This window comes from Streptomyces sp. HUAS ZL42 (assembly GCF_040782645.1).
Lineage (GTDB): Bacteria > Actinomycetota > Actinomycetes > Streptomycetales > Streptomycetaceae > Streptomyces.
Genome location: NZ_CP160403.1, coordinates 5,959,455 through 5,978,802, shown reverse-complemented (window position 1 = coordinate 5,978,802; position 19,348 = coordinate 5,959,455). Strand labels below are relative to the sequence as shown.

The following is a 19,348-nucleotide window of genomic DNA, read 5'->3' as shown; positions in this document are numbered from 1 at the left end:
CCTGGGGAGCAGGTAGTATTTTCTACGTCGCCGACCGCCGCAGAGCGGACGGCGGGAGTCATGCGCCGCTAGCTCAGTTGGTTAGAGCAGCTGACTCTTAATCAGCGGGTCCGGGGTTCGAGTCCCTGGCGGCGCACGATGACGATGGGCCTCTCGTGGGAGCGAGGGGCCCTTCGGCGTCTGCCTCGGTCAGCCTCCGATAGGCACTCTCCCCGGGAGGCCGCCACCACACCGGATCGGCACACCTGATCCCCTCCTTCCTGAGCTTCGCCCGGTGGATCTTGTTCGTGGCCGTGACCGGCATCCGCTCCATCACCCGCACGAAGCGGGGCGCCATCTTCGTCCCCAGGTCCGGCTGGGCTCGGAGGAACTCCACGAACCCGAGCGGATCGAACTCGCCGGCGATCGCCGCCATGACCTGGTCCCCGGTCACCGGGTCCGGCACCGCGTAGACGGCGACGGCGGCGGCACGCCCGTACCGGGCGAGGATGTTCTCGATCATCGCGGCGGCCAGGTTCTCGCTGTCGACGCGCAGACGGTCGTCGGTGCGTCCGGCGAAGTAGAGGAAGCCGTCGGCGTCCCGGTAGAAGAGGTCCCCGGTCCAGTACCAGCCCTCCCGCCGCCGTTCCGCCTCCGCCTGCGGGTTCCGCCAGTAACCCTCGAAGGGGTTCGGCCCCCGGTTCACCAGCTCCCCGATCGCCGCGTCACCGTTGACCAGCCGCCCGACCGCGTCGAAGACCGCCGGCGGGCACTCCTTGCCCGTCTCCGGATCGAGGACGACGAGACCGGGTGCCGCCCGGCCGAGGGCCCCCGCGGGAGTCCCCGACGCCCACTGCACCGCCGCGCCGCCCTCGGACGACCCGTATCCCTCCACGAGCCGCACCCCGAACCGCCGCTCGAAGGCCGCCGCGTCCACCGCCCCCGCCTCGGTCCCGAAGCCGAGCCGCAGCGCATGGTCCCGGTCGTCGGGCCGCGGCTCGGTGGCGAGGACGTACTGGACGGCGCGTCCGACATACGTGAAGTACGTCGCCCGATACCTGCGTACGTCCGCCAGGAAGCCGGACGCCGAGAACCGCCGTCGCAGCGCCACCCCCGCCCCGGCCGCCAGCGCGGGCGCCCAGTCGGCGATCACCGCGTTGCCGTGGAACATCGGCATGCAGACGTAGTGCACGTCGTCCGGCCGCACCCCGAACTGCCCGGCCAGGGAGCGGCCGGCCGCGGCCAGCCGCCCCTGGGAGCAGATCGCCGCCTTCGGAGCTCCGGTCGAGCCGGAGGTGAAGTACAGCAGGAGCCGGTCGGCCGGGGTGGCCTTCGCGTCGTCCGGTTCCGCGTCGGCGTAGGGCGCGAGCAGGGCGTCGTACTCCTGCGCGTCGGTCACCAGCAGACGTACCCCGGGGAGGTCGAGGCCGTCGAGGAGCGGCAGGTGGGCTCGCTCGGTGACGACGATCCGGCATTCGGTGTGCAGGATGTCGCGGGCCAGCTCCGGGCCCCGGCGGGTGGGGTTGATCCCGGCGACCGCCGCGCCCGCGAGGGCGGCGGCCGACAGCCACAACGGGAACTCCGGCGTGTTGTCGAGCAGCACGCCCACGTGCGGTTCGGCGCCCGGCGGCAGCAGGTCGGCCAGCAGCGCCGCGCGGGCCGCGGCACCGGCGGCCACCTGGTGATGGGTGAGGACGCGTTCCTCGCACCACAGCCCCGGCCGGTGGTCGCCCCACTGCGCGCGGACGAGTTCGGCGACGGTACGCCTTGTGGACTCCATGGAGGCGCACGGTAGTTGACGCACCGTCAGATGTGGATGGCTACGACTGCACGAAGTCCTCCGCGTGGGCGAACACCGCGACCGTCACCAGGATGAAGCCGAGGGCGAAGAGGATGAGCATGCCGAGGAAGGCCAGCACGCATCCCGTGCCCGCCGCGAGCTTCCCCGGCGCCGGGGGCTTGGCCGTGGCCTGCTCCGGGCGGTCCGCCGCGTAGTGCACGGTGACGATGTCGCCCTCGAGGGTGGTCCCCGGGCCGCCCCGCTCCTCGAACCGGACGGGGCGGCCGTCGTACGTGACGAACTCGTAGACGTGGTGCATGGTCGTGTGCACCGAGCGGTCGCCACCGCCACCACTCGTCGTCGTGTAGGTCCGCAGACAGCGCGCCTGGGCGGTCAGGCCACTGCTCCAGGCGCGGCTGATCCGCCGGGAGCGGCGGATCACGAGGATCGCGGCGAAGGAGGCGAGCGCGATCATGAGCATGGGCACGATGAAGAAGATGGCTTCCATGGATCCCCCGAAGGCCGTGCACGGCCCCGGTCGGCCGGCGTGGCAGGAACGTACCCACGCCGGCCGCGTCACTGACTCAAGGGAACCTCAGAACGTGACGTCCGAGCAGGCGTAGAACGCGTTGCCCGTGTCGGCGATCGTCCACACCGCGAGGATGACGTGGTGTCCGCTCAGCCCGGACGGCAGGGTGCCGCTGTGGGAGAGGGTCGACGGCGGGCGCTGGCCGCCGTAGGGGACCGTCAGGAACGGGGTGAGGTTGAGGTCGGAGCGGGCCAGGTTGTGGTTCTGGTTCCAGCCCGCCCTGGTGACGTAGTACTTGAAGTCGGTCGTGGCGTGCATGGCGGTGAACTGCCAGCGGAAGGTGTAGCTCTGGCCGCCCGTCACCCGGGTGGTGGGCCAGGCGGCGCCCGACGGGGTCCGCGGGGAGCTGAGCTGACTGAACCGGCTGAGACCGCCGCTGCAGATCTGCCCGTCGGCCGGTCCGGAGGCCGGGAAGCCCTTCGGACCCTCGACGCTCTGCGGCTCCCACTGGATGTCGCCGCAGTTGGTCACCGTGCCGTTCTGGCAGAGCTTCTGCCGGCTGATGGGGAGGTCGGTGTAGCCGTGGCTGCTCGCGCCTCCGGCGGAGAGCACGAAGGCTCCTGCCGTGGTGAGCCCGAGCGCGGCGGCGTACCACTTGGTCTTTTTGCGCATGCTGCCGCTCCTGGAGAACGTGGGGAGTTCTGTGAGGCGTGCAGGTCTAGACCAAGTCTGAGATTATGACCGTCCCTTGAACATGTCCATACCAATCGCGGACCGTTTTCAGGGCGCTTGTACGCCACCTTCAGGGCGCCTGTTCGCCGCGTCCCGCGCAGAAGGCCACCGTGAGGTCCTTCACCAGCGCCTTCCGCTCGTAGTCGTCGAGTTCGACGAGTCCCCGCATGGTCAGCCGCGTCACCGTGTCCTCGACCGAGTCCACGACCGACGTCAGCATGCTTGCCCGTTGCTGCGCGTCCAGCGCGGCGATCCGGCGCCGGTGCATCGCGGCGGCGACCTCGGGGGCGTACTCGACCCGGACCGGCTGCACCGAGAACACCTCGAGGCCGATCACCCCCGCGTCCTGGGCGACCAGCCGCGTCAGCGCGTCCCCGGCCGCCTCCACCGAACCCCGCGTGCCGCCCGGCATCTCCACCGGTACGCGGGCGAGCGCCGCCTCGACGCACTCGCGCAGATACGTCTCGTGGTCCTCGACGCCGAGCGCGGCCCGCGCGGTGTCCCGGACCCGCCACACCACCAGGACCACCACCCGCAGGGCCACCCCATGGCCGTCGGCGGCGGGCATCGGCTCGCTGCGCCAGTGCCGCAGCCGCACGTCGACGCGGCGGCGCATCAGCAGCGGGTTGATCCACAGCAGACCGGTACGCCGGACCGTCCCCCGGTAACGTCCGAACAGTCCGAGCACCCACGAGCACCCCGTCCGCCCGCGGGCGAGGCCTCCGAAGCCCCACAGGCCGAGCGCGCCGGCCCCCAGGAACGCCGCCCACTGCACCGGACCCAGCCCCCCGGCCCCCGGCGGGTACGCCGGCAGTCCCAGCGCCTCCACCACGAGCGGCGGCAGCGCTCCCGCCCACCACGAGGTGACCGCGCACCCGGCCGCCCCGCCGACCCCGGCGAGCACCCCCACCGCCCCGGGCAGCACCGGCGCCGGCAGCTCCACCAGCGCGGGATCGACCTGCGCCACCGGCCGCGCCTTAATCGCCACCGGGCGCCTGAGGCGCGGCTGTTCACCCGTTTCCTGACGGCACCCCACGACCGCGGACCCGAGCGCCACCGGCTGCGCCTGGGGGTCGTCACGGAACAGCAGGTGGACGGGGATCTCGGTGGTCGTTTCGTTGTGGATCAGCCGCGTCGGCCGGGTGGCCGGGCCCTCGGACTCGGGCGTCTGTGAAGTGATCGCGTTCATTGCGTGCCTCCAGCCTCCGCGCCAGATGGGCGGTTCACGAGAAGAGCCGCCGCCAGGTCTCCGGCCCCGGGTAGCCGTCCGCCGCGCCGCCCCGCCAGCCCTGCGCGCGCTGGAAGGCCTCGACGTTCCTGCGGTCCGCCTCGCCCCAGCGCGGTCCCGGCCCGGTCGTGTAGTACTTGCCGAACCCCTTCTTCACCAGCTGCTGTCCTAGCTGGGTGACGTGTGCGCTGCTCACGCCGGGCCGGAACGCCGCCCGCCCCGGATAGCCGGGCACCCCCTGCCGGACGGGCGTCGCGGCACCGGCCGCCCCGGCCGTGACGTTCCTGCCCTCCCCGGTCATCAGCAGCGCCCAGGTCCGCGGCCCCGGCATCCCGTCGGCGGCGGCGCCCCGCCAGCCCTGCGCCAGCTGGAACGCCCGGGTCGCCCGGCGGTCCGCCTCCGACCAGCGCGGGCCGGGGCCGGAGGTGTAGTAGCGCCCGGCGCCGCGCTCGACAAGCCTGCGGCCCAGAAGGGTGACGTACTGGTTGTTCGCACCGGGGCCGAAGTGCGCGGCTCCCGGGTACCGGGCCGTCACCGTGCCGGTGCCGGCGTCCGGTTGGGGCCGGCCGGCCGCGCCGCCCTGGCCGGGATTCGCCCCCGCCGTGTCCGCCGCGAGCCCCTTGTAGCGGTAGGCGACGTAACTGTCCGAGTGGCTCCAGTAGGCGTACGGCGTGGCCTGGCGGCGGGCGTGCGGAGGGGTCTCCTCGTACGCGATGTAGTAGGTGTGCGTGTAGTCCGTCCAGCCGCCGAAAATGACGACGTGCGATCCTTCCCGGGGGTTCGCCGGATTGTGGAACAGCAGAATGTCGCCGGGCTGGAGCATTTCCTTCGTAATGCGCTCCCCGTACTGGACCAGGGTGCCCGTCCATTCGTTTCCCGGCAGGTTCCAGGCCATCGACACGAAGCCCGAGCAGTCCTGCCGGTATCCGTCGGGCCAGTAGGCCCTCATGCCGTACGGCACCTTCGCCTCGACCCATGCCCTGGCCCGGTTGATGATCTCCGCGCGGGTCGTCGTGGGCGTCCCGACGGGCCTCCCCTGCGCGGCCGGTGTCCCGGCCGGTCCGTGCAGCGGGGTCTTGCCGCCCTGGGGGGTGACGGGCTCGTCACCTGCGGGAACGCCGGGCCGGGCGGGGGCGTGCGGGGCGGCGAGGGCCGGTGCCGCGTGGCCCGCGGCGAGCGCCGCGGAGGCCGCGGTCGCCACGATCACGGCACGGGCGGCCGGGTGACCACCGACTCCGGAGGACGGGGAGACCGGGGGACTCTCCTGCCTCCGGTGCACACATCCGGGGCAGTCGCAGTCGCGCGCGGGGTCGAATTCCTCGAACACCGGAGTCTCCATGCGATTCCCCTCACACTCCAGATGGAAATGTCCACGCCTGTGCACATTCGACAGTTTCTCAACGGTCTTCAGAGCGCGCATGTTGACGGTCCGAATGATGTACGGGGCCCGCTCCCGGCCCGCTGCCGGCAGTCGGGAGCACCCCCAGGCGTCATGTAGAGTTAACGACGTCAGCAGGCGCCGCTAGCTCAGTTGGTTAGAGCAGCTGACTCTTAATCAGCGGGTCCGGGGTTCGAGTCCCTGGCGGCGCACAGACAGGAAGGGCTCCTCGTGCAAACGAGGGGCCCTTCCTCATTTGGCCGGATATCCTCTTGAACCGGACACGCTCGCCGTCCGTACGGAATGACGGGCCGCGACAGGAGACGGCCCGCCCCGCCCGGACCGACCGCGCGTTTCGCGCCAGCGGGAAAGCACCGAGGGGCAGCGACCCGGTGATCGCGTACGCACAGAGGAGGCCATAAGAGACCACTTCGGTCACTTCCGAGCACGTCTGCCCATGACCGCGCACAAAGGGTCCACACCTCCCCCACAGGCGTCACATTGAGCGCTTTGACCGGTAAACACCGCGTTTCACATCTTGCGATCATGCCGAACGCCGTAGAACCCTGGTTTTTTCAAGATGCTGCGGTTTCGCGGCAGTTGGGGGGCAAGGAACCGGTTGCCCGTGTTGTGCAGGGAGAGGGGCCCTGTCCATGAAACGGATGCCGAGGGGGGCATCCTGCAACCGGAAGGTCTCAGTCCCACGTCTTGCGTAGGGTGTGGGCTATGTGGCGACTGTGACCCGCCAAAGAAACGCCTGCGAGGGTCGAGGGGGACCTGAGCCGGCGAAAGGAACCGACAGACACGCGGTGACCTGCGTGTGGGGGGATGACTCATGACGTCGACGCCGACGGGCGCCCGGCAGGAATTCGACCCGTCACAGACCACTCAGCTGAGGGTGCCTTCGCATCGAACCGGCACCACGGGGACGTTCCGCCGGATCAGAAAGACACTGCCGAAATACGACTACGAGCATTACAGCCGGCTGGCGGGCCCCCTCACCCAGCCCGATCCGACCAAGCCGTACAAGGTGCAGTACCGCTCGCTGCTCTCGCAGGAGCCGCACCGCATCCGGGCCGCGCTGATGCTCGGCGCCGCACCGCTGCTCTCCCTGGTCCTGCTCGCCTGGCTGCTGCAGCCGGAGCACTGGACGGAGCGCGACTACCCCGCTTTCTCCTGGCTGCCGGCGCTCGACGTCGTCATGCTGGTCTCGATCGGTCTGATCGAGTTCTTCCGCTGCATGAACGTACTGTCGAACGCGCACGCCACGCTGGTCGCCCGCGACCCGATCCCGGTTGTGCCCGAGACCGGCACCAGAGTCGCCTTCCTCACCTCCTTCGTGCCCGGCAAGGAACCGCTGGAGATGGTGACGAAGACCCTGGAGGCCGCCGTACGGCTGCGCCACCGGGGCCTTCTGCACGTATGGCTCCTCGACGAGGGCGACGACCCCGAGGTGAAGGCGGTCTGCGAGCGGCTCGGCGTGCACCACTTCTCCCGCAAGGGCGTCGAGAAGTGGAACCGGCCCAAGGGCCCGCACCGCGCCAAGACGAAGCACGGCAACTACAACGCCTGGCTCGAGGCGCACGGCGGGGACTACGACTTCTTCGCCTCGGTCGACACCGACCACGTGCCGCTGCCCAACTACCTGGAGCGGATGCTCGGGTTCTTCCGCGACCCGGACGTCGGCTTCGTCATCGGCCCGCAGGTGTACGGCAACTACGACAACTTCGTCACCAAGGCCGCCGAGTCGCAGCAGTTCCTCTTCCACGCGCTCATCCAGCGCGCCGGCAACCGCTACGGCGGGCCGATGTTCGTCGGCACGTCGAACGCCGTACGCATCAAGGCGCTCAAGCAGATCGGCGGCCTGTACGACTCGATCACCGAGGACATGGCCACCGGCTTCGAGATCCACCGCCACAAGAACCCGGTCACGGGGAAGAAGTGGCAGTCGGTCTACACGCCGGACGTGCTCGCGGTCGGTGAGGGCCCCAGCGCCTGGACGGACTTCTTCACCCAGCAGATGCGCTGGTCGCGAGGGACGTACGAGACCATCCTCAAGCAGTACTGGAAGGGCTGGTACTCGCTGCCGCCGGGCAAGCTCTTCAACTACACGATGATGATCATCTTCTACCCGATCTCCGCGCTCAACTGGATCCTGGCAGCGCTGAGCTGTGCGCTGTTCCTGGGCCTGGGCGCCTCGGGTGTGAACATCGACCCGACGGTCTGGCTGATGCTGTACGGCAACGCCTCCGCCCTCCAGATCGGCCTGTACATCTGGAACCGCCGCCACAACGTCTCGCCGCACGAGCCGGAGGGCTCCGGCGGTGTGGCCGGCATGGTGATGTCCGCACTGTCGGCGCCGCTCTACGCGAAGGCGCTGATCGACTCCCTCCTGCGCCGCAAGAGCAAGTTCGTGGTCACGCCCAAGGGCGACTCGGCAAGCCCGGACCGGTGGTTCGGGACCTTCCGCTACCACTGGTACTTCATCCTGATCTTCGGCGCGTCGATCGGCGCCGGTTTCGTGTACGGTCACTCGCACCCCGCGATGATCACCTGGGCGTCGTTCGCCCTGCTGATCACCGCGACACCGATCTTCGTCTGGCGCCTCATGCTGCGTGAGGAGAAGAAGCAGCCGGCCGCGACCGTGCCGCAACAGCGCACCGCGGAGCCGGCGCAGGCCACCGGTGCGGCGGTGCCGCACCCGGCGCAGCGGCCGCACGGCCACGGCCCGGCACACAGGCCGAGTTGGGTCGCCCCGGACGAGGGCGGCGACCAGACCATGCAGATCGCCCTTGGTGGGCTGGGGGGACATAAGGAATGAACGACCGTGCCGGCCACCGCCGCGCCCGTCGACTCGCGATCGGCACGGCGGTGGTCCTCGCGCTGGCCGGAATGAACGGGCCGTGGCTGTACCGCTTCGGGACGGAGCAGTACCACCAGTACAAGATCAACAGACCGGAGTACAAAGCCGACAACGGCAAGTGGGAGATCGTCGAGTTCCCCGAGGAATACCGGCAGAACACCATCCACGCGGCGCTCCTGCACACCGGCAAGGTGCTGCTGGTCGCCGGCTCCGGCAACAACCAGGACAACTTCGACGCGAAGAAGTTCGACACCCGGATCTGGGACCCGGTCAAGGGCACCATCAAGAAGGTGCCCACGCCCAGCGATCTGTTCTGCACCGGCCACACCCAACTGGCCAACGGCAACCTGCTGATCGCGGGCGGCACCAAGCGCTACGAGAAGCTGAAGGGGGACGTCACCAAGGCCGGCGGCCTGATGATCGTCCACAACGAGAACCCGGACAAGCCGATCACGCTGCCCGCGGGCACCAGGTTCACCGGCAAGGAGAACGGCAAGACGTTCGTCTCCAAGGACCCGGTGCTGGTGCCGCGCGCGAAGAAGGTGTTCGACAAGGCGACCGGAAAGTTCCTGCGCAACGACCCCGGTCTGGGCCGTATCTACGTCGAGGCGCAGAAGAAGGGCGCCAAGTACGAGACCGGCACCCAGGACAACTACACCGTCCAGGGCCTGACGGGTGCGGACGCGCGCAACACGTACGGCATCGCGCAGAAGCTCGCGCTCGACAAGAAGGACTTCCAGGGGATCCGGGACGCCTACGAGTTCGACCCGGTCGCAGAGAAGTACATCAAGGTCGACCCGATGAAGGAGGCCCGCTGGTACCCGACGCTCACCACCCTGAGCGACGGGAAGATCCTCAGCGTCTCCGGCCTCGACGACATCGGGCAGCTCGTGCCGGGCAAGAACGAGATCTTCGACCCGAAGACGAAGACGTGGACGTACACCTCGAAGGTCCGTCAGTTCCCGACGTACCCGGCGCTGTTCCTCATGCAGAACGGCAAGATCTTCTATTCGGGTTCGAACGCGGGCTACGGGCCGGACAACGTGGGGCGCGAACCGGGCGTCTGGGACGTCGACACCAACAAGTTCACCAAGCTTCCCGGGCTCAGCGACCCGAAGTTGATGGAGACCTCGGGGACCGTGCTGCTCGCGCCCGCGCAGGACGAGAAGTACATGGTGATCGGCGGTGGCGGGGTCGGCGAGTCCAGGCTGTCCAGCAAGAAGACGCGGATCATCGATCTGAAGGCGGCCGGTCCCCGGTTCGTGGACGGGCCGTCGCTGGAGAAGGGCACGCGGTACGCGCAGGCCTCGGTGCTGCCCGACGACACCGTGCTGGTTTCCGGGGGTTCGGAGGACTACCGCGGGCGGGGTGACTCCAACATCTTGCAGGCCCGGCTCTACCATCCGGACACGAACACGTTCGCCCGGGTCGCCGATCCGCTGGTGGGCCGGAACTACCACTCCGGGTCGATCCTGCTCCCCGACGGGCGGGTGATGTTCTTCGGCTCCGACTCGCTGTTCGGCGACAAGGCGAACACGAAGCCGGGGAAGTTCGAGCAGCGGATCGAGATCTACACGCCGCCCTATCTCTACCGGGACGCCCGACCCGAGCTGTCGGGCGGTCCGCAGACCATCGCGCGCGGGAAGTCGGGGACGTTCACCTCACAGCACGCGTCGACGATCAAGAAGGTGCGGCTGATCCGGCCGAGTGCGTCCACGCATGTCACCGACGTGGATCAGCGGTCGATCGCGCTGGACTTCAAGACGTCCGGCGACAAGATCACGGTGACGGTGCCCACGAACAAGAACCTGGTGCAGTCCGGGTGGTACATGCTGTTCGTGGACGATGACCAGGGGACGCCGTCCGAGGCGCAGTGGGTCAAGGTGCCGTAGGGGCCTGTCCGGCGGATCATGCCGCAGACGCGGGGCCTGGCACGCCCATCTGCGGCGTTGTCGTCGGTTGCCGACGCTCCGCGTCGACGCCCTCCTCCGCCTTGCAGCTGGACGCACCAGGCCCCGCTCACCTGCGCTGAACCAGGTGCCGTTGATTCGCTGCGACTTGATCCGCCGGACAGGCCCCAGTCCCAACGCACTTGGGGCGCCCTCCGCGACGGAGGGCGCCCCTCGCTGTCACTTGGAGGCCCGGGCCAGCTTCAGTGCGTAGTCCGCCCACCACTCGCCCGCCTTCGGGCCGCCCTTGCACTCGCCGTCCGACTCTCCCGGGCGCTTGACCCACAGGTACGCGTCGACCAGCGGATCCGCCGTCTTCACCGTCGGGGCTTCGCCCAGAGCCCGGCCCGGCGGGTTGCACCAGCGCTCGTTCGGATCTCCGTCCGTGTACGGGCCGTTGCCGTTGCGGCTGGTGTCTATGACGAAGTGCTTGCCGCCCACCTTCGCGGACAACTGCTTGCCGTACGCGAGGGAGTCCTGGGTCGAGTAGAAGTTGGAGACGTTGACGGCGAAGCCGTCCGCCTGGTCGACGCCCGCCCGCCGGAGGGGCTCGAAGATCTGGTCGGGGTGCTGCCAGCCGGGGTTGCCGGCGTCGAGGTAGACCTTGGTGTTCTTCAGTGACTTCAGCTTGCCGACGGCACCCTTGAGGAGGTCGTAGCGCTCCTCGTGGAACTCCTCCTGGGTGCAGCCGTCCACGAGGTGCAGTACGGCGTCCGGTTCCAGGATCACCGTCGCCGAGCGGTCCCCGATGCCCTTGGCCACGCCCTCGATCCAGGCGCGGTAGGCGTCGCCGTCCGCGGCGCCGCCCTGGGAGTACTGGCCGCAGTCGCGGTGCGGGATGTTGTAGAGGACCAGCAGCGCCGTGCGGCCGGCCTTGTCGGCGGCCTCGGTGAAGCCGCGGGCCTCCTCCTCCGGCTTCTCCGGCCCGATCCACTCGCCGGTCGGCTGCTCCGCTATCTTGCGGATCTGCTCGGCGTTCTCGTCCTTGCCGGACTTCTCGTAGTCGGCGACCTGCTCTGCCGCGTTCCCGTCCGGATTGACCCAGAACGGGTCGGCCTCCTTGGGCTGCTGGGTGATCCGGGCACCCGCCTCCTCCTGGCCGTCCCCGCCCCCCGAGGAACACCCGGTCACGAGCAGCGCGGCCCCCAGCACCGCCGCTACCCCCCTGCTGACGGACATCCAACTCCCCCTTGGGTGTACCGGTCGAAGTCTCAATCGTGACATAGGTGCCGGGATCCCCACGAGGTCGTCCCGGCGTTGTCGGGGAGCTGTTACACCGTCGGGCGCCGGGGGTTGCCGACTGCTCTCCGGGGAGTGTGCACGAGCGCGATATAACTCGACCGTGTGATGGTCGGCTTCCGGGCTTGCGGTGGCCCGGGCCGTTCGGGCTACGGTGATCGTGCGATCTGGGACACCGGGTACGGCGCCAGCATGCGCGGCCCCTGCTGCGCCGGAGTGATGGTTCAGGGCCTCCCCGTCGCCTCTGGCCGCACTCATATGGCCAGGTCGTGAGGGAACCGGCCTCCCGGGATCGGACCACGGACAGGATCCGTGTCGCTGCCTGGGGTCGAGTACGCCGGGGACCAGTGCGCCCAAGACCGTTCGGGGCGTGCGGCTGAGCGGGCTCACTCCTGCTGATTCGAAAATCCGCCGTCCCGTTTCCGTAGCCGCTGATCAGGCGGCGTCTTCCGTCTGCTGGAGAGTGACCTGGTAGCCGAGTTGGTTGAGCTGGCTCACCAGCCGTCGGGTCTGCCTGGCACGGCCGGTGCGTTCGAGGAAGTACTGGCCTCCGAGGTCGGCGTATGCGGTGTCGCGGGTGAACATGTGCCAGACGGAGACGAGGATCGAGTGTTCCAGGGCGACCAGGGCTCGCTTCTTGCCGCGGCGGGCGATGAGCCGGCGGTAGCGGGCGGCGAGGTAGGTGTCCTTGGTCCGTGACGCGGCGATGGCGGCCTGGCCCAGGGCGGCCTTGAGCCAGGGATCGCCGTGGCGGGTCTTGCCGGGGCCGCGTCTGCCGCCGGATTCGTTGTTGCCGGGGCACACCCCGGCCCAGGAGGCCAGGTCGCCCGCGGTGGGGAAGCGGGCGATGTCGTCGCCGATCTCGGCGAGGATCACCTCGGCGGCCCGCGTGTTCACGCCGGGGATGGTCACCAGGAGTTCGATGCGGCGGCGAAAGGGCGCGATCTGTGCGTCGATCCGCGCATCCAGCCGTTTCTCCATCGCGGTGCAGGCGTCGATACGCTCCAGCATGGCCCGGGCCAAGAACGCGTGATGGGCGGTGAAGTGGCCGGTCAGGGCCTCGATCAGGGCGTCCGTCTTGCGTCGCATGATGCCTTTGGCCAGGTCCGCGAGCACCTGCGGGTCGCGTTCGCCGGCGATGAGGGCCTCCAGCATCGCCCGGCCGGATACGCCCAGGATGTCGGCGACCGCGGCGGACAGTTTGATCCCGGCGTCCTCCAGGAGCTTCTCCAGGCGCTGGGCCTCCCGGGTGCGTTCGCGGATCACCTCGGTGCGATACCGGGTCAGATCCCGCAGCTGCCGGATCGGCTCGGGCGGCACGAACGAGGGCCGCACCAGGCCGTGCTCGACCAGGCGGGCGATCCACTCGGAATCCTTCACGTCGGTCTTGCGGCCCGGGACCGCCTTCATGTGGCGGGCGTTGAGCAGCCAGCACTCCATCTCATGTTCCAGCAGGTAGAACACCGGTTTCCAGTACACGCCGGTGGCCTCCATGCCGACCACGGTGATCTGCTCGGCCAGCAGCCAGTCCCGCATCGCCAAAAGGCCCGAGGTCACCGAGGAGAAGGTGCGGGTCTCGCTGCGGCGCCGCTTGCCGGTGCCCGGCACCCTGATCGTCACCTTCACGTCCGCCTTGCTGATGTCGATCCCCCCGCAGCGTTCGTGGATCACGTCCATCTGCCCGGTACCCCCTCCCTTGATCGGCCGCGAGTGCGCGGTCGTCCGGCGGGGGCCCGGCAGGCGGAAGAAGCTGATTCGCGTGCTCGCAGCAACACATCGGGGTGCCTGTCGATGGACCCCCAGCGTCCTACTCAGTCACAGGCTCGGAACGCACCAAGCAGAAACGACGTCCGCCGGACGGCCACAGACCGATTTTCGCGCCCACAGGGTGTCGCCGACAGGCGACCGGACTACTCAGTCCACAGGAACGGTAGGTGCGCGCGTGGAGGGGTGCGGAAGGCGCAACGGGAGGGAGGAAACGGTGGTCATGCGGCACTCCACCCGGGAGATCCGGCTGGCGGCGGCACTGGTGGAGGCGGCGGACACCGTGACCGACGACTTCGACACCGCGGCCCACCTCCGACGCGTCCTGGACCACTGCGTGGAACTGCTCGCCGCGCGGGCGGCCGGGATCATGCTGATCGACGGCGGCGAGACGGTGTCGCTGGCCGGGAGCAGCCACCGGCAGGAGGTGGCGCTGGACCTGCTGGAGGCCCAGCACGGCGGCGGCCCCTGCCTGGACAGCTACAGCACGGGAAGACCCGTGCCACCGGTCTCCATCCGGGCCGCCCACGCGGACTCCCGCTGGCCGGACTTCACCGAGCGGGCACTGCGGCACGATGTCGCGGCGACCTTCGCGGTACCGCTGCGGCGCCGGGACACCCTGTTCGGCGCGCTCAATGTGTTCGTGCCCGCCCTGCCCGAAACCCCGCCCATTGACGAGGGTGCGGAGCTCGTGGTGGCCCAGTCGCTCGCCGACGCGGCCGCCGTCGGCCTGCACAACCACCGGGCGTACGCACAGCACCGCACCCTGTCCGCGCAGTTGCAGGAAGCTCTGTCCAGCAGGGTCCGCATCGAGCAGGCGAAGGGCATGCTCGCCGAGCGGTGGGGTTGCGCGGCCGACGAAGCGTTCAGGGCGCTCCGGCAGTACGCACGCAGGCGCCGGATGCCGCTGGACCGGGTGGCGCGGTCGGTCGTGGAACGGACCGCGGACGACGCGGGGTTGCGCGGCGAGGCGCCGGGACCCTCGTAACCCCCGTACCCTCCAGCGGATATGACGTAGGGCCACAAGGAGGGAACCCCACGTCAGCAACCCCCTAGGCCCAGGCGCACATCCGTTCTAGAGTCTTCCCGAACGGCCCCGGCCCCCGGCCGGTTCCTCACCCACCGTGGCTTCGCCGGCCTCCCGCGCCGGTCGCCGGGTTACTCCCGCAGCCCGCGCACGCGCGGTCGAGGACCAGCCCGGTCGGCGGCTTCGGGGGGAGCGTGCCGCCGGCCGGGCCAGGTGCCGCGGGGCTCACGCACCCGTCCCCGTCAGGTACGCCGAGACGATCACGTTCGCCGTGTAGCTGCGGCTCGCCCGGTCGAAGGTGCCGCCGCAGGTGATCAGCCTCAGTTCGGCGCGTCCCGACTGCCGGGGGCCGTAGGCCTGCTGGGCGTCGAAGCTGTCACGGCCGACGACTTCGATGTCGTCGACGGTGAACACGGCGACCTTGCCGTCGTCGCGGAACACCCGCACCCTCTCGCCCGGTTGCAGGGAGCTGAGCTTGTAGAAGACGGCGGGCCGGGTCTCGGTGTCGACATGCCCCACCATGAGCGCGGTCCCGGCAGCTCCGGGCCGCACGCCTGCCCCGTACCAGCCCACGACCCCCGCCTGGTCGAAGGGCGGCGGATCGATGGCGCCCTGCCGGTCCAGCCCGCGGGCCACGACCGGCGCCTGCACGTTCAGGTCGGGGATGTCGAGGCGCTGCGGCAGCGCGTCCCCGAGCGGCTCGGCGGCGGGGGGAAGTTCCGCGTCCGGCGGCCGTCCGACCGCCGCCATGTCGCCCGTGGTCGGCGCGGACGCCCCGGGCCGCAGGTCGGTCACCTCGCGCCCCCACAGCCACAGCCCGAGCAGCAGCACCACCCAGGCCACCCCGGTCAGCAGACGTCCCGAGGAGCGTTCACGGTCGGACATGGTCAGTCCGTCCCGCGCCCCCGGCGGGCGCCGCGGAACGCCACGGCGACCGCCGCGACCCCGGCGAGGATCAGCCCGGTCACCGCGTGGGCGGTGCCGGGGCCTTCCACATGGGCCTCCTCCGCGGAGGCGAGGCGGGCGGTACCGCCGCCGCCCGCGTGAACGGGTGCGACGGGGGACGCGGGGACGACGGGCAGCGCCGACTTCTCGACGACGGTGACGCTGCCCTTGATCTCGAAGTCCGCGCAGGTGATCTTGACGACGTAGGCGCCGGCCGTCAGCGAGGTGCGGACCCGGGTCTCACCGGTGAGCGTGCCGTCGGAGCCGGTCAGACGGGCGTCCGAGACGAACGCCGCCGAGACCGCGGTGGCCGTCTTGCTGGTACAGCCGCTCACCCGGAGCGCGACGTCGGCGCCTGGGGCGGGCGTCGACGGGGTCACCGAGACACCGCGTCCGTCCGTCGCGTATGCCGCAGAGGGGAGCGCCGCGGCGATGAGAGCGACGCCTGCGCAGAGAGTGACTTTCAATGAACCCATCGTGAACCTCCAGGTATCAGAAGGCTCCCCCGCGGCACCGGGCCCCGCATCCTCAGCGGGGCCGCGCTACTCCGTACGGGTCATGTTTCTCCACCGCAAGGTTTCGGACCCGACCGGATTCGCTCACATTCCCTGGTCAGATTCGATCAACGAGGTCCGCGATGGAGTCCACGACCTTGGACGGACGGTACGGGAAGTCCTCGACCTGCTCGGGCCGGGTCAACCCGGTGAGCACGAGGAACGTCTGCATCCCGGCCTCCATGCCCGCCAGTACGTCGGTGTCCATGCGGTCGCCGATCATCGCGCTGCTCTCGGAGTGGGCGCCGATGGCGTTGAGCCCGGTGCGCATCATCAGCGGGTTCGGCTTGCCCGCGAAGTAGGGGCTCTTGCCGGTCGCCTTGGTGATCAGCGCGGCCACCGCGCCGGTCGCGGGCAGCGGTCCCTCGGTCGACGGCCCCGTCTCGTCGGGGTTGGTGCAGATGAAGCGGGCCCCGTCGTTGATGAGCCGTACGGCCTTGGTCATGGCCTCGAAGGAGTAGGTCCGGGTCTCGCCGAGCACGACGTAGTCGGGTTCGTGGTCGGTGAGGATGTAGCCGATGTCGTGCAGCGCGGTGGTCAGGCCCGCCTCACCTATGACGTACGCCGAACCGCCCGGCCGCTGGTCGTCCAGGAACTTGGCGGTCGCCAGGGCGGAGGTCCAGATGTGATCGATCGGCACGTCCAGGCCCATGCGCGACAGCCTGGCGTGCAGATCGCGCGGGGTGTAGATCGAGTTGTTGGTGAGGACCAGGAAGGGTTTGCCGGACTCGCGCAGCTTCTTCAGAAAGGCGTCGGCGCCGGGGATCGGTACACCCTCGTGGATGAGCACACCGTCCATGTCGGTGAGCCATGACTCGATGGGCTTGCGGTCTGCCATGTGCTGGGTCTCCCTGCCGTACGCACGTACGCCGTGCTGAGTGAGCCCCCAGCCTAAACAGAGGCCGGATCATGAGGGAATGGCCAGTTTGCAGTGCCTCTCCACGTGAGATCAGCGGCGCTTCCTGGCCAGCACCAGCGCGAGACCCACGCCGAGGCAGCAGAGGGCGGCGGCCAGGATCCCGCGGGAGGAAGCGAAGCCGGTATGGGCGAGCTCGTCGGCGAAGGGGAACGGGGAGTCCCGGGGCGCGGGCGAGGCATCGGACTTGGGCTCGGACTCGGGCAGATCGCCCGACTCCCCCTTGACCGCGAATCGGTAGGCGTTCGACTGCCCGACCCACTCCCCGTCGTCGTCGTGACGCTGTACGACGGCTGCCATGGCGGTGACCTGATTGGGCACGGCGTCCGCGGTGAGCGCCAGGCGGACCTTCACGGAGAGCGTCTTGCCGGGGCCGACGGAGAACCCGGGGAAACGATCCTTCTCATCGGCGAAGGCCCCGACGAGTTCGTCCTCGTCGGTGGTCTCGAACCGGACGGGGTGGCTGCGCGGACCGTCGTAGAACTCCAGCCGCGTCTGCGCCGGCTTGAGGGCACGCTTGCCGTCGACGAGCACGACGACGGGGTGCACACCGCTGCACACCCGCCCGGTGGTGTTCGCGAGCTCGAGATACCAGGTCCCGAACCCCCCACCGGCCTCATAGACGCCGGGCCCGCCGTGAATACGAGCGGTCAGAGGAAAATCCCGGCCATCCGACCCACCACAGACGTCCCCGGAGTCGGCCACCGCCGGCCCGGGAAACAGAACGGCGGCTGCGGCGAGGCAGAGAGACACAGGCGTGCACAGTCGCATGAACACGTGAGCTTGCCGGGCGGGGAGGGGGGCGGACCGATGCCACTCCGGCGAGGTCCACGAATGGCGGTGAGAGACGACCCGTTCGGCGCACGCCGCCGCAGCCACCGCAGCTACGAGCAGCCAGCCCCGCCCAGCCGATCCCACGTCGCTACGAGCAGCCGGTCCCGCCCAGCCGATCCCACGTCGCTACGAGCAGCCAGCCCCGCCCAGCCGATCCCACGTCGTTACGAGCAGCCAGCCCCGCCCAGCCGATCCCACGTAGCTGCGCCCGCCGGTCCCGCCCAGCCGATCCCACGTAGCTGCGGGCAGCCGGTCCCGCGTAGCTGCGGGCAGCCGGTCCCGCGTAGCTGCGGGCAGTCGTGCCGCTGGGGCGGCACGGGTGGGCGCAGCGGCACCCCGCCGGCGCGGGCAAGCGAAACCCACCCGCCAGCACCAGCCGACCCGCACAAGACACCCACGCCCGCAGCAAACGCACCTCACCCGCACCCGCACCCGCACCCGCCCTACCCATCCCCCCGCCCGAACAACGGCCCCAACAACAACTGAGCCGCCCCCTCAGCAACCCCCCGCTCCCCGCCGGAGGCAACCCGCACGGACGCCGCCCCACCCCCGCTCCCCTCCCGCCGAGCCCGCTCCCCCAACACCGCGCGAACGCCACCCACAAACACCTCCGGCGCCGCGGCGACCGTACGCCCGCCCAGCAACACCACGTCGATGTCCAGCAGCCCCACAAGATTCGCCGCCCCGGCCCCCAACACCCGCGCCGCCTCCCCCAGTTCCCCACGCCGCACCGCACCCAGACACAGCACCTCGATGCACCCCCGGTTCCCGCACGTACACAAAGGCCCGTCCAGCTGGATGACCTGATGCCCGAACTCCCCCGCCCCGGTCCGCGCCCCCCGGTGCACGACCCCACCGATCACCAGCCCCGCCCCCAGCCCCGTACCGAGATGCAGATACGCGAACGACCCGCCCTCGCCCGCGACCGCCAGCCCGAGCACCGCCGCGTTCGTGTCCTTGTCGACCACCACCGGAACCCCCAACCGCTGGGCCAGCGCGTCCCGCAGCGGATAACCGTCCCACTCGGGGAACCCGGTCACCCGATGCAGCACCCCCCGGATGTGATCGAGCGGCCCCGGAAGCGCGACACCGACGCCGAGCAGCGAACCCACCGCGGCAAGTGACGACGACCCGTCGGACGACGCGACCCCCACCGCTTCCCCCACCAGCCCCTCGACCTCCCGCCCCACCGCGGTCACGACGGCCCCCGCCCCCGCCCCCAGGTCCAGCCCCGCGCATCGCTCTCCCACCACGGTCCCGTCGAGATCGACGACCACGACCCGCAGCTCGTCCCGGTCCAGATGCACGCCCACCGCATGCCCCGCCTCCGGTACCAGCCGAAGTACGGTCCGCGGCTTGCCGCCCGTCGAGGCGCGCCGCCCGGCCTCCGCGGCCAGCCCGTCCTCCCGCAGCCGAGCCGTGATCTTGCTGACGGCCTGCGGGGTCAGCCCCGTCCGCTCGGCCAGCTCGAGCCGGCTGATGCCCTCCGCCCCGGCGGTACGCAGCAGGTCGAGCACGAGCGCGGTGTTGTGACTGCGCAGGGCGAAGAGGTTGACGCCGACTGTCGCGCCCCGCATCCCCGCTGTGCCACCCCTCGTCCTGTCCACGCCCCCATTCTCCCCGCCGCTTGC

Annotated in this window: 14 protein-coding genes, 2 tRNA genes and 1 pseudogene; 5 read left to right on the top strand and 12 right to left on the bottom strand. The window is 70.2% G+C overall.

Annotation, left to right across the window (positions count from 1 at the left end; genetic code table 11):
• Nucleotides 1–62: 62 nt before the first annotated feature.
• Nucleotides 63–136, top strand: a tRNA-Lys gene (locus ABZO29_RS27470).
• On the opposite strand, the pseudogene ABZO29_RS27465 reads toward ABZO29_RS27470, so the two are convergent.
• The 5 genes and pseudogenes from ABZO29_RS27465 to ABZO29_RS27445 form a co-directional block, all read right to left on the bottom strand.
• A pseudogene (locus tag ABZO29_RS27465) lies at nucleotides 102–1,759 on the bottom strand (AMP-binding protein). The gene ABZO29_RS27470 and the pseudogene ABZO29_RS27465 overlap by 35 nt on opposite strands.
• Before the next feature lie 40 nt (nucleotides 1,760–1,799).
• Nucleotides 1,800–2,267 (bottom strand): DUF3592 domain-containing protein, encoded by a 468-nt coding sequence (locus tag ABZO29_RS27460; protein ID WP_367322841.1) that lies wholly within the window; start codon nucleotides 2,265–2,267, stop codon nucleotides 1,800–1,802.
• Nucleotides 2,268–2,354: 87 nt separating this feature from the next.
• Complete coding sequence (locus tag ABZO29_RS27455) at nucleotides 2,355–2,960, bottom strand: lytic polysaccharide monooxygenase (protein WP_367322840.1); 606 nt, start codon at nucleotides 2,958–2,960, stop codon at nucleotides 2,355–2,357.
• Nucleotides 2,961–3,090: 130 nt separating this feature from the next.
• Nucleotides 3,091–4,209, bottom strand: a complete 1,119-nt coding sequence (locus ABZO29_RS27450) for an SPFH domain-containing protein (protein WP_367322839.1) — start codon at nucleotides 4,207–4,209, stop codon at nucleotides 3,091–3,093.
• A gap of 34 nt (nucleotides 4,210–4,243) precedes the next feature.
• Entirely contained in the window at nucleotides 4,244–5,587 is a 1,344-nt protein-coding gene (locus ABZO29_RS27445; protein ID WP_367322838.1) for a peptidoglycan-binding protein, read from the bottom strand.
• A gap of 177 nt (nucleotides 5,588–5,764) precedes the next feature.
• Here ABZO29_RS27445 and ABZO29_RS27440 point away from each other — a divergent pair.
• From ABZO29_RS27440 to ABZO29_RS27430, 3 genes are all read left to right on the top strand, one after another.
• A tRNA-Lys gene (locus ABZO29_RS27440) sits at nucleotides 5,765–5,838 on the top strand.
• 623 nt (nucleotides 5,839–6,461) lie between these two features.
• Nucleotides 6,462–8,447 (top strand): glycosyltransferase family 2 protein, encoded by a 1,986-nt coding sequence (locus ABZO29_RS27435; RefSeq protein WP_367322837.1) that lies wholly within the window; start codon nucleotides 6,462–6,464, stop codon nucleotides 8,445–8,447.
• Nucleotides 8,444–10,381, top strand: a complete 1,938-nt coding sequence (locus ABZO29_RS27430; protein ID WP_367322836.1) for a galactose oxidase-like domain-containing protein — start codon at nucleotides 8,444–8,446, stop codon at nucleotides 10,379–10,381. The genes ABZO29_RS27435 and ABZO29_RS27430 overlap by 4 nt, the downstream gene beginning before the upstream one ends.
• Nucleotides 10,382–10,618: 237 nt before the next feature.
• On the opposite strand, the gene ABZO29_RS27425 is transcribed toward ABZO29_RS27430, so the two are convergent.
• Both ABZO29_RS27425 and ABZO29_RS27420 read right to left on the bottom strand, forming a co-directional pair.
• Nucleotides 10,619–11,617 carry a glycoside hydrolase family 6 protein gene (locus tag ABZO29_RS27425; RefSeq protein WP_367322835.1) on the bottom strand — a complete coding sequence of 333 codons (999 nt, stop codon included), beginning with the start codon at nucleotides 11,615–11,617 and terminating at the stop codon, nucleotides 10,619–10,621.
• 495 nt (nucleotides 11,618–12,112) lie between these two features.
• Nucleotides 12,113–13,354 carry an IS110 family transposase gene (locus ABZO29_RS27420; RefSeq protein ID WP_367318180.1) on the bottom strand — a complete coding sequence of 414 codons (1,242 nt, stop codon included), beginning with the start codon at nucleotides 13,352–13,354 and terminating at the stop codon, nucleotides 12,113–12,115.
• A gap of 310 nt (nucleotides 13,355–13,664) precedes the next feature.
• Here ABZO29_RS27420 and ABZO29_RS27415 point away from each other — a divergent pair, with 310 nt between their 5' ends.
• A complete protein-coding gene (locus ABZO29_RS27415) occupies nucleotides 13,665–14,429 on the top strand; it encodes an ANTAR domain-containing protein (RefSeq protein WP_367322834.1) in 765 nt (254 codons plus the stop codon).
• 264 nt (nucleotides 14,430–14,693) lie between these two features.
• Here ABZO29_RS27415 and ABZO29_RS27410 read toward each other — a convergent pair whose 3' ends face one another.
• The 5 genes from ABZO29_RS27410 to ABZO29_RS27390 form a co-directional block, all read right to left on the bottom strand.
• On the bottom strand, nucleotides 14,694–15,353 hold the full coding sequence (locus ABZO29_RS27410) for a class F sortase (RefSeq protein ID WP_367322833.1): 660 nt from the start codon (nucleotides 15,351–15,353) through the stop codon (nucleotides 14,694–14,696).
• Nucleotides 15,354–15,355: 2 nt separating this feature from the next.
• On the bottom strand, nucleotides 15,356–15,889 hold the full coding sequence (locus tag ABZO29_RS27405; RefSeq protein WP_367322832.1) for a hypothetical protein: 534 nt from the start codon (nucleotides 15,887–15,889) through the stop codon (nucleotides 15,356–15,358).
• A gap of 136 nt (nucleotides 15,890–16,025) precedes the next feature.
• Nucleotides 16,026–16,805 carry an HAD-IIA family hydrolase gene (locus ABZO29_RS27400; protein ID WP_367322831.1) on the bottom strand — a complete coding sequence of 260 codons (780 nt, stop codon included), beginning with the start codon at nucleotides 16,803–16,805 and terminating at the stop codon, nucleotides 16,026–16,028.
• A 111-nt stretch (nucleotides 16,806–16,916) separates the two neighbouring features.
• Entirely contained in the window at nucleotides 16,917–17,660 is a 744-nt protein-coding gene (locus tag ABZO29_RS27395; protein ID WP_367322830.1) for a hypothetical protein, read from the bottom strand.
• A 500-nt stretch (nucleotides 17,661–18,160) separates the two neighbouring features.
• Nucleotides 18,161–19,294, bottom strand: a complete 1,134-nt coding sequence (locus ABZO29_RS27390; protein ID WP_367322829.1) for an ROK family protein — start codon at nucleotides 19,292–19,294, stop codon at nucleotides 18,161–18,163.
• Nucleotides 19,295–19,348 lie beyond the last annotated feature (54 nt).

Bases quoted from the DNA above. Each gene is read 5' to 3' on its own strand.
- ABZO29_RS27405 (WP_367322832.1), bottom strand. From the start codon at position 15,889: ATGGGTTCATTGAAAGTCACTCTCTGCGCAGGCGTCGCTCTCATCGCC.
- ABZO29_RS27435 (WP_367322837.1), top strand. From the start codon at position 6,462: ATGACGTCGACGCCGACGGGCGCCCGGCAGGAATTCGACCCGTCACAG.
- ABZO29_RS27420 (WP_367318180.1), bottom strand. From the start codon at position 13,354: ATGGACGTGATCCACGAACGCTGCGGGGGGATCGACATCAGCAAGGCG.
- ABZO29_RS27425 (WP_367322835.1), bottom strand. From the start codon at position 11,617: ATGTCCGTCAGCAGGGGGGTAGCGGCGGTGCTGGGGGCCGCGCTGCTC.
- ABZO29_RS27390 (WP_367322829.1), bottom strand. From the start codon at position 19,294: ATGCGGGGCGCGACAGTCGGCGTCAACCTCTTCGCCCTGCGCAGTCAC.
- ABZO29_RS27415 (WP_367322834.1), top strand. From the start codon at position 13,665: ATGCGGCACTCCACCCGGGAGATCCGGCTGGCGGCGGCACTGGTGGAG.
- ABZO29_RS27400 (WP_367322831.1), bottom strand. From the start codon at position 16,805: ATGGCAGACCGCAAGCCCATCGAGTCATGGCTCACCGACATGGACGGT.
- ABZO29_RS27445 (WP_367322838.1), bottom strand. From the start codon at position 5,587: ATGGAGACTCCGGTGTTCGAGGAATTCGACCCCGCGCGCGACTGCGAC.
- ABZO29_RS27460 (WP_367322841.1), bottom strand. From the start codon at position 2,267: ATGGAAGCCATCTTCTTCATCGTGCCCATGCTCATGATCGCGCTCGCC.
- ABZO29_RS27450 (WP_367322839.1), bottom strand. From the start codon at position 4,209: ATGAACGCGATCACTTCACAGACGCCCGAGTCCGAGGGCCCGGCCACC.
- ABZO29_RS27410 (WP_367322833.1), bottom strand. From the start codon at position 15,353: ATGTCCGACCGTGAACGCTCCTCGGGACGTCTGCTGACCGGGGTGGCC.
- ABZO29_RS27430 (WP_367322836.1), top strand. From the start codon at position 8,444: ATGAACGACCGTGCCGGCCACCGCCGCGCCCGTCGACTCGCGATCGGC.
- ABZO29_RS27455 (WP_367322840.1), bottom strand. From the start codon at position 2,960: ATGCGCAAAAAGACCAAGTGGTACGCCGCCGCGCTCGGGCTCACCACG.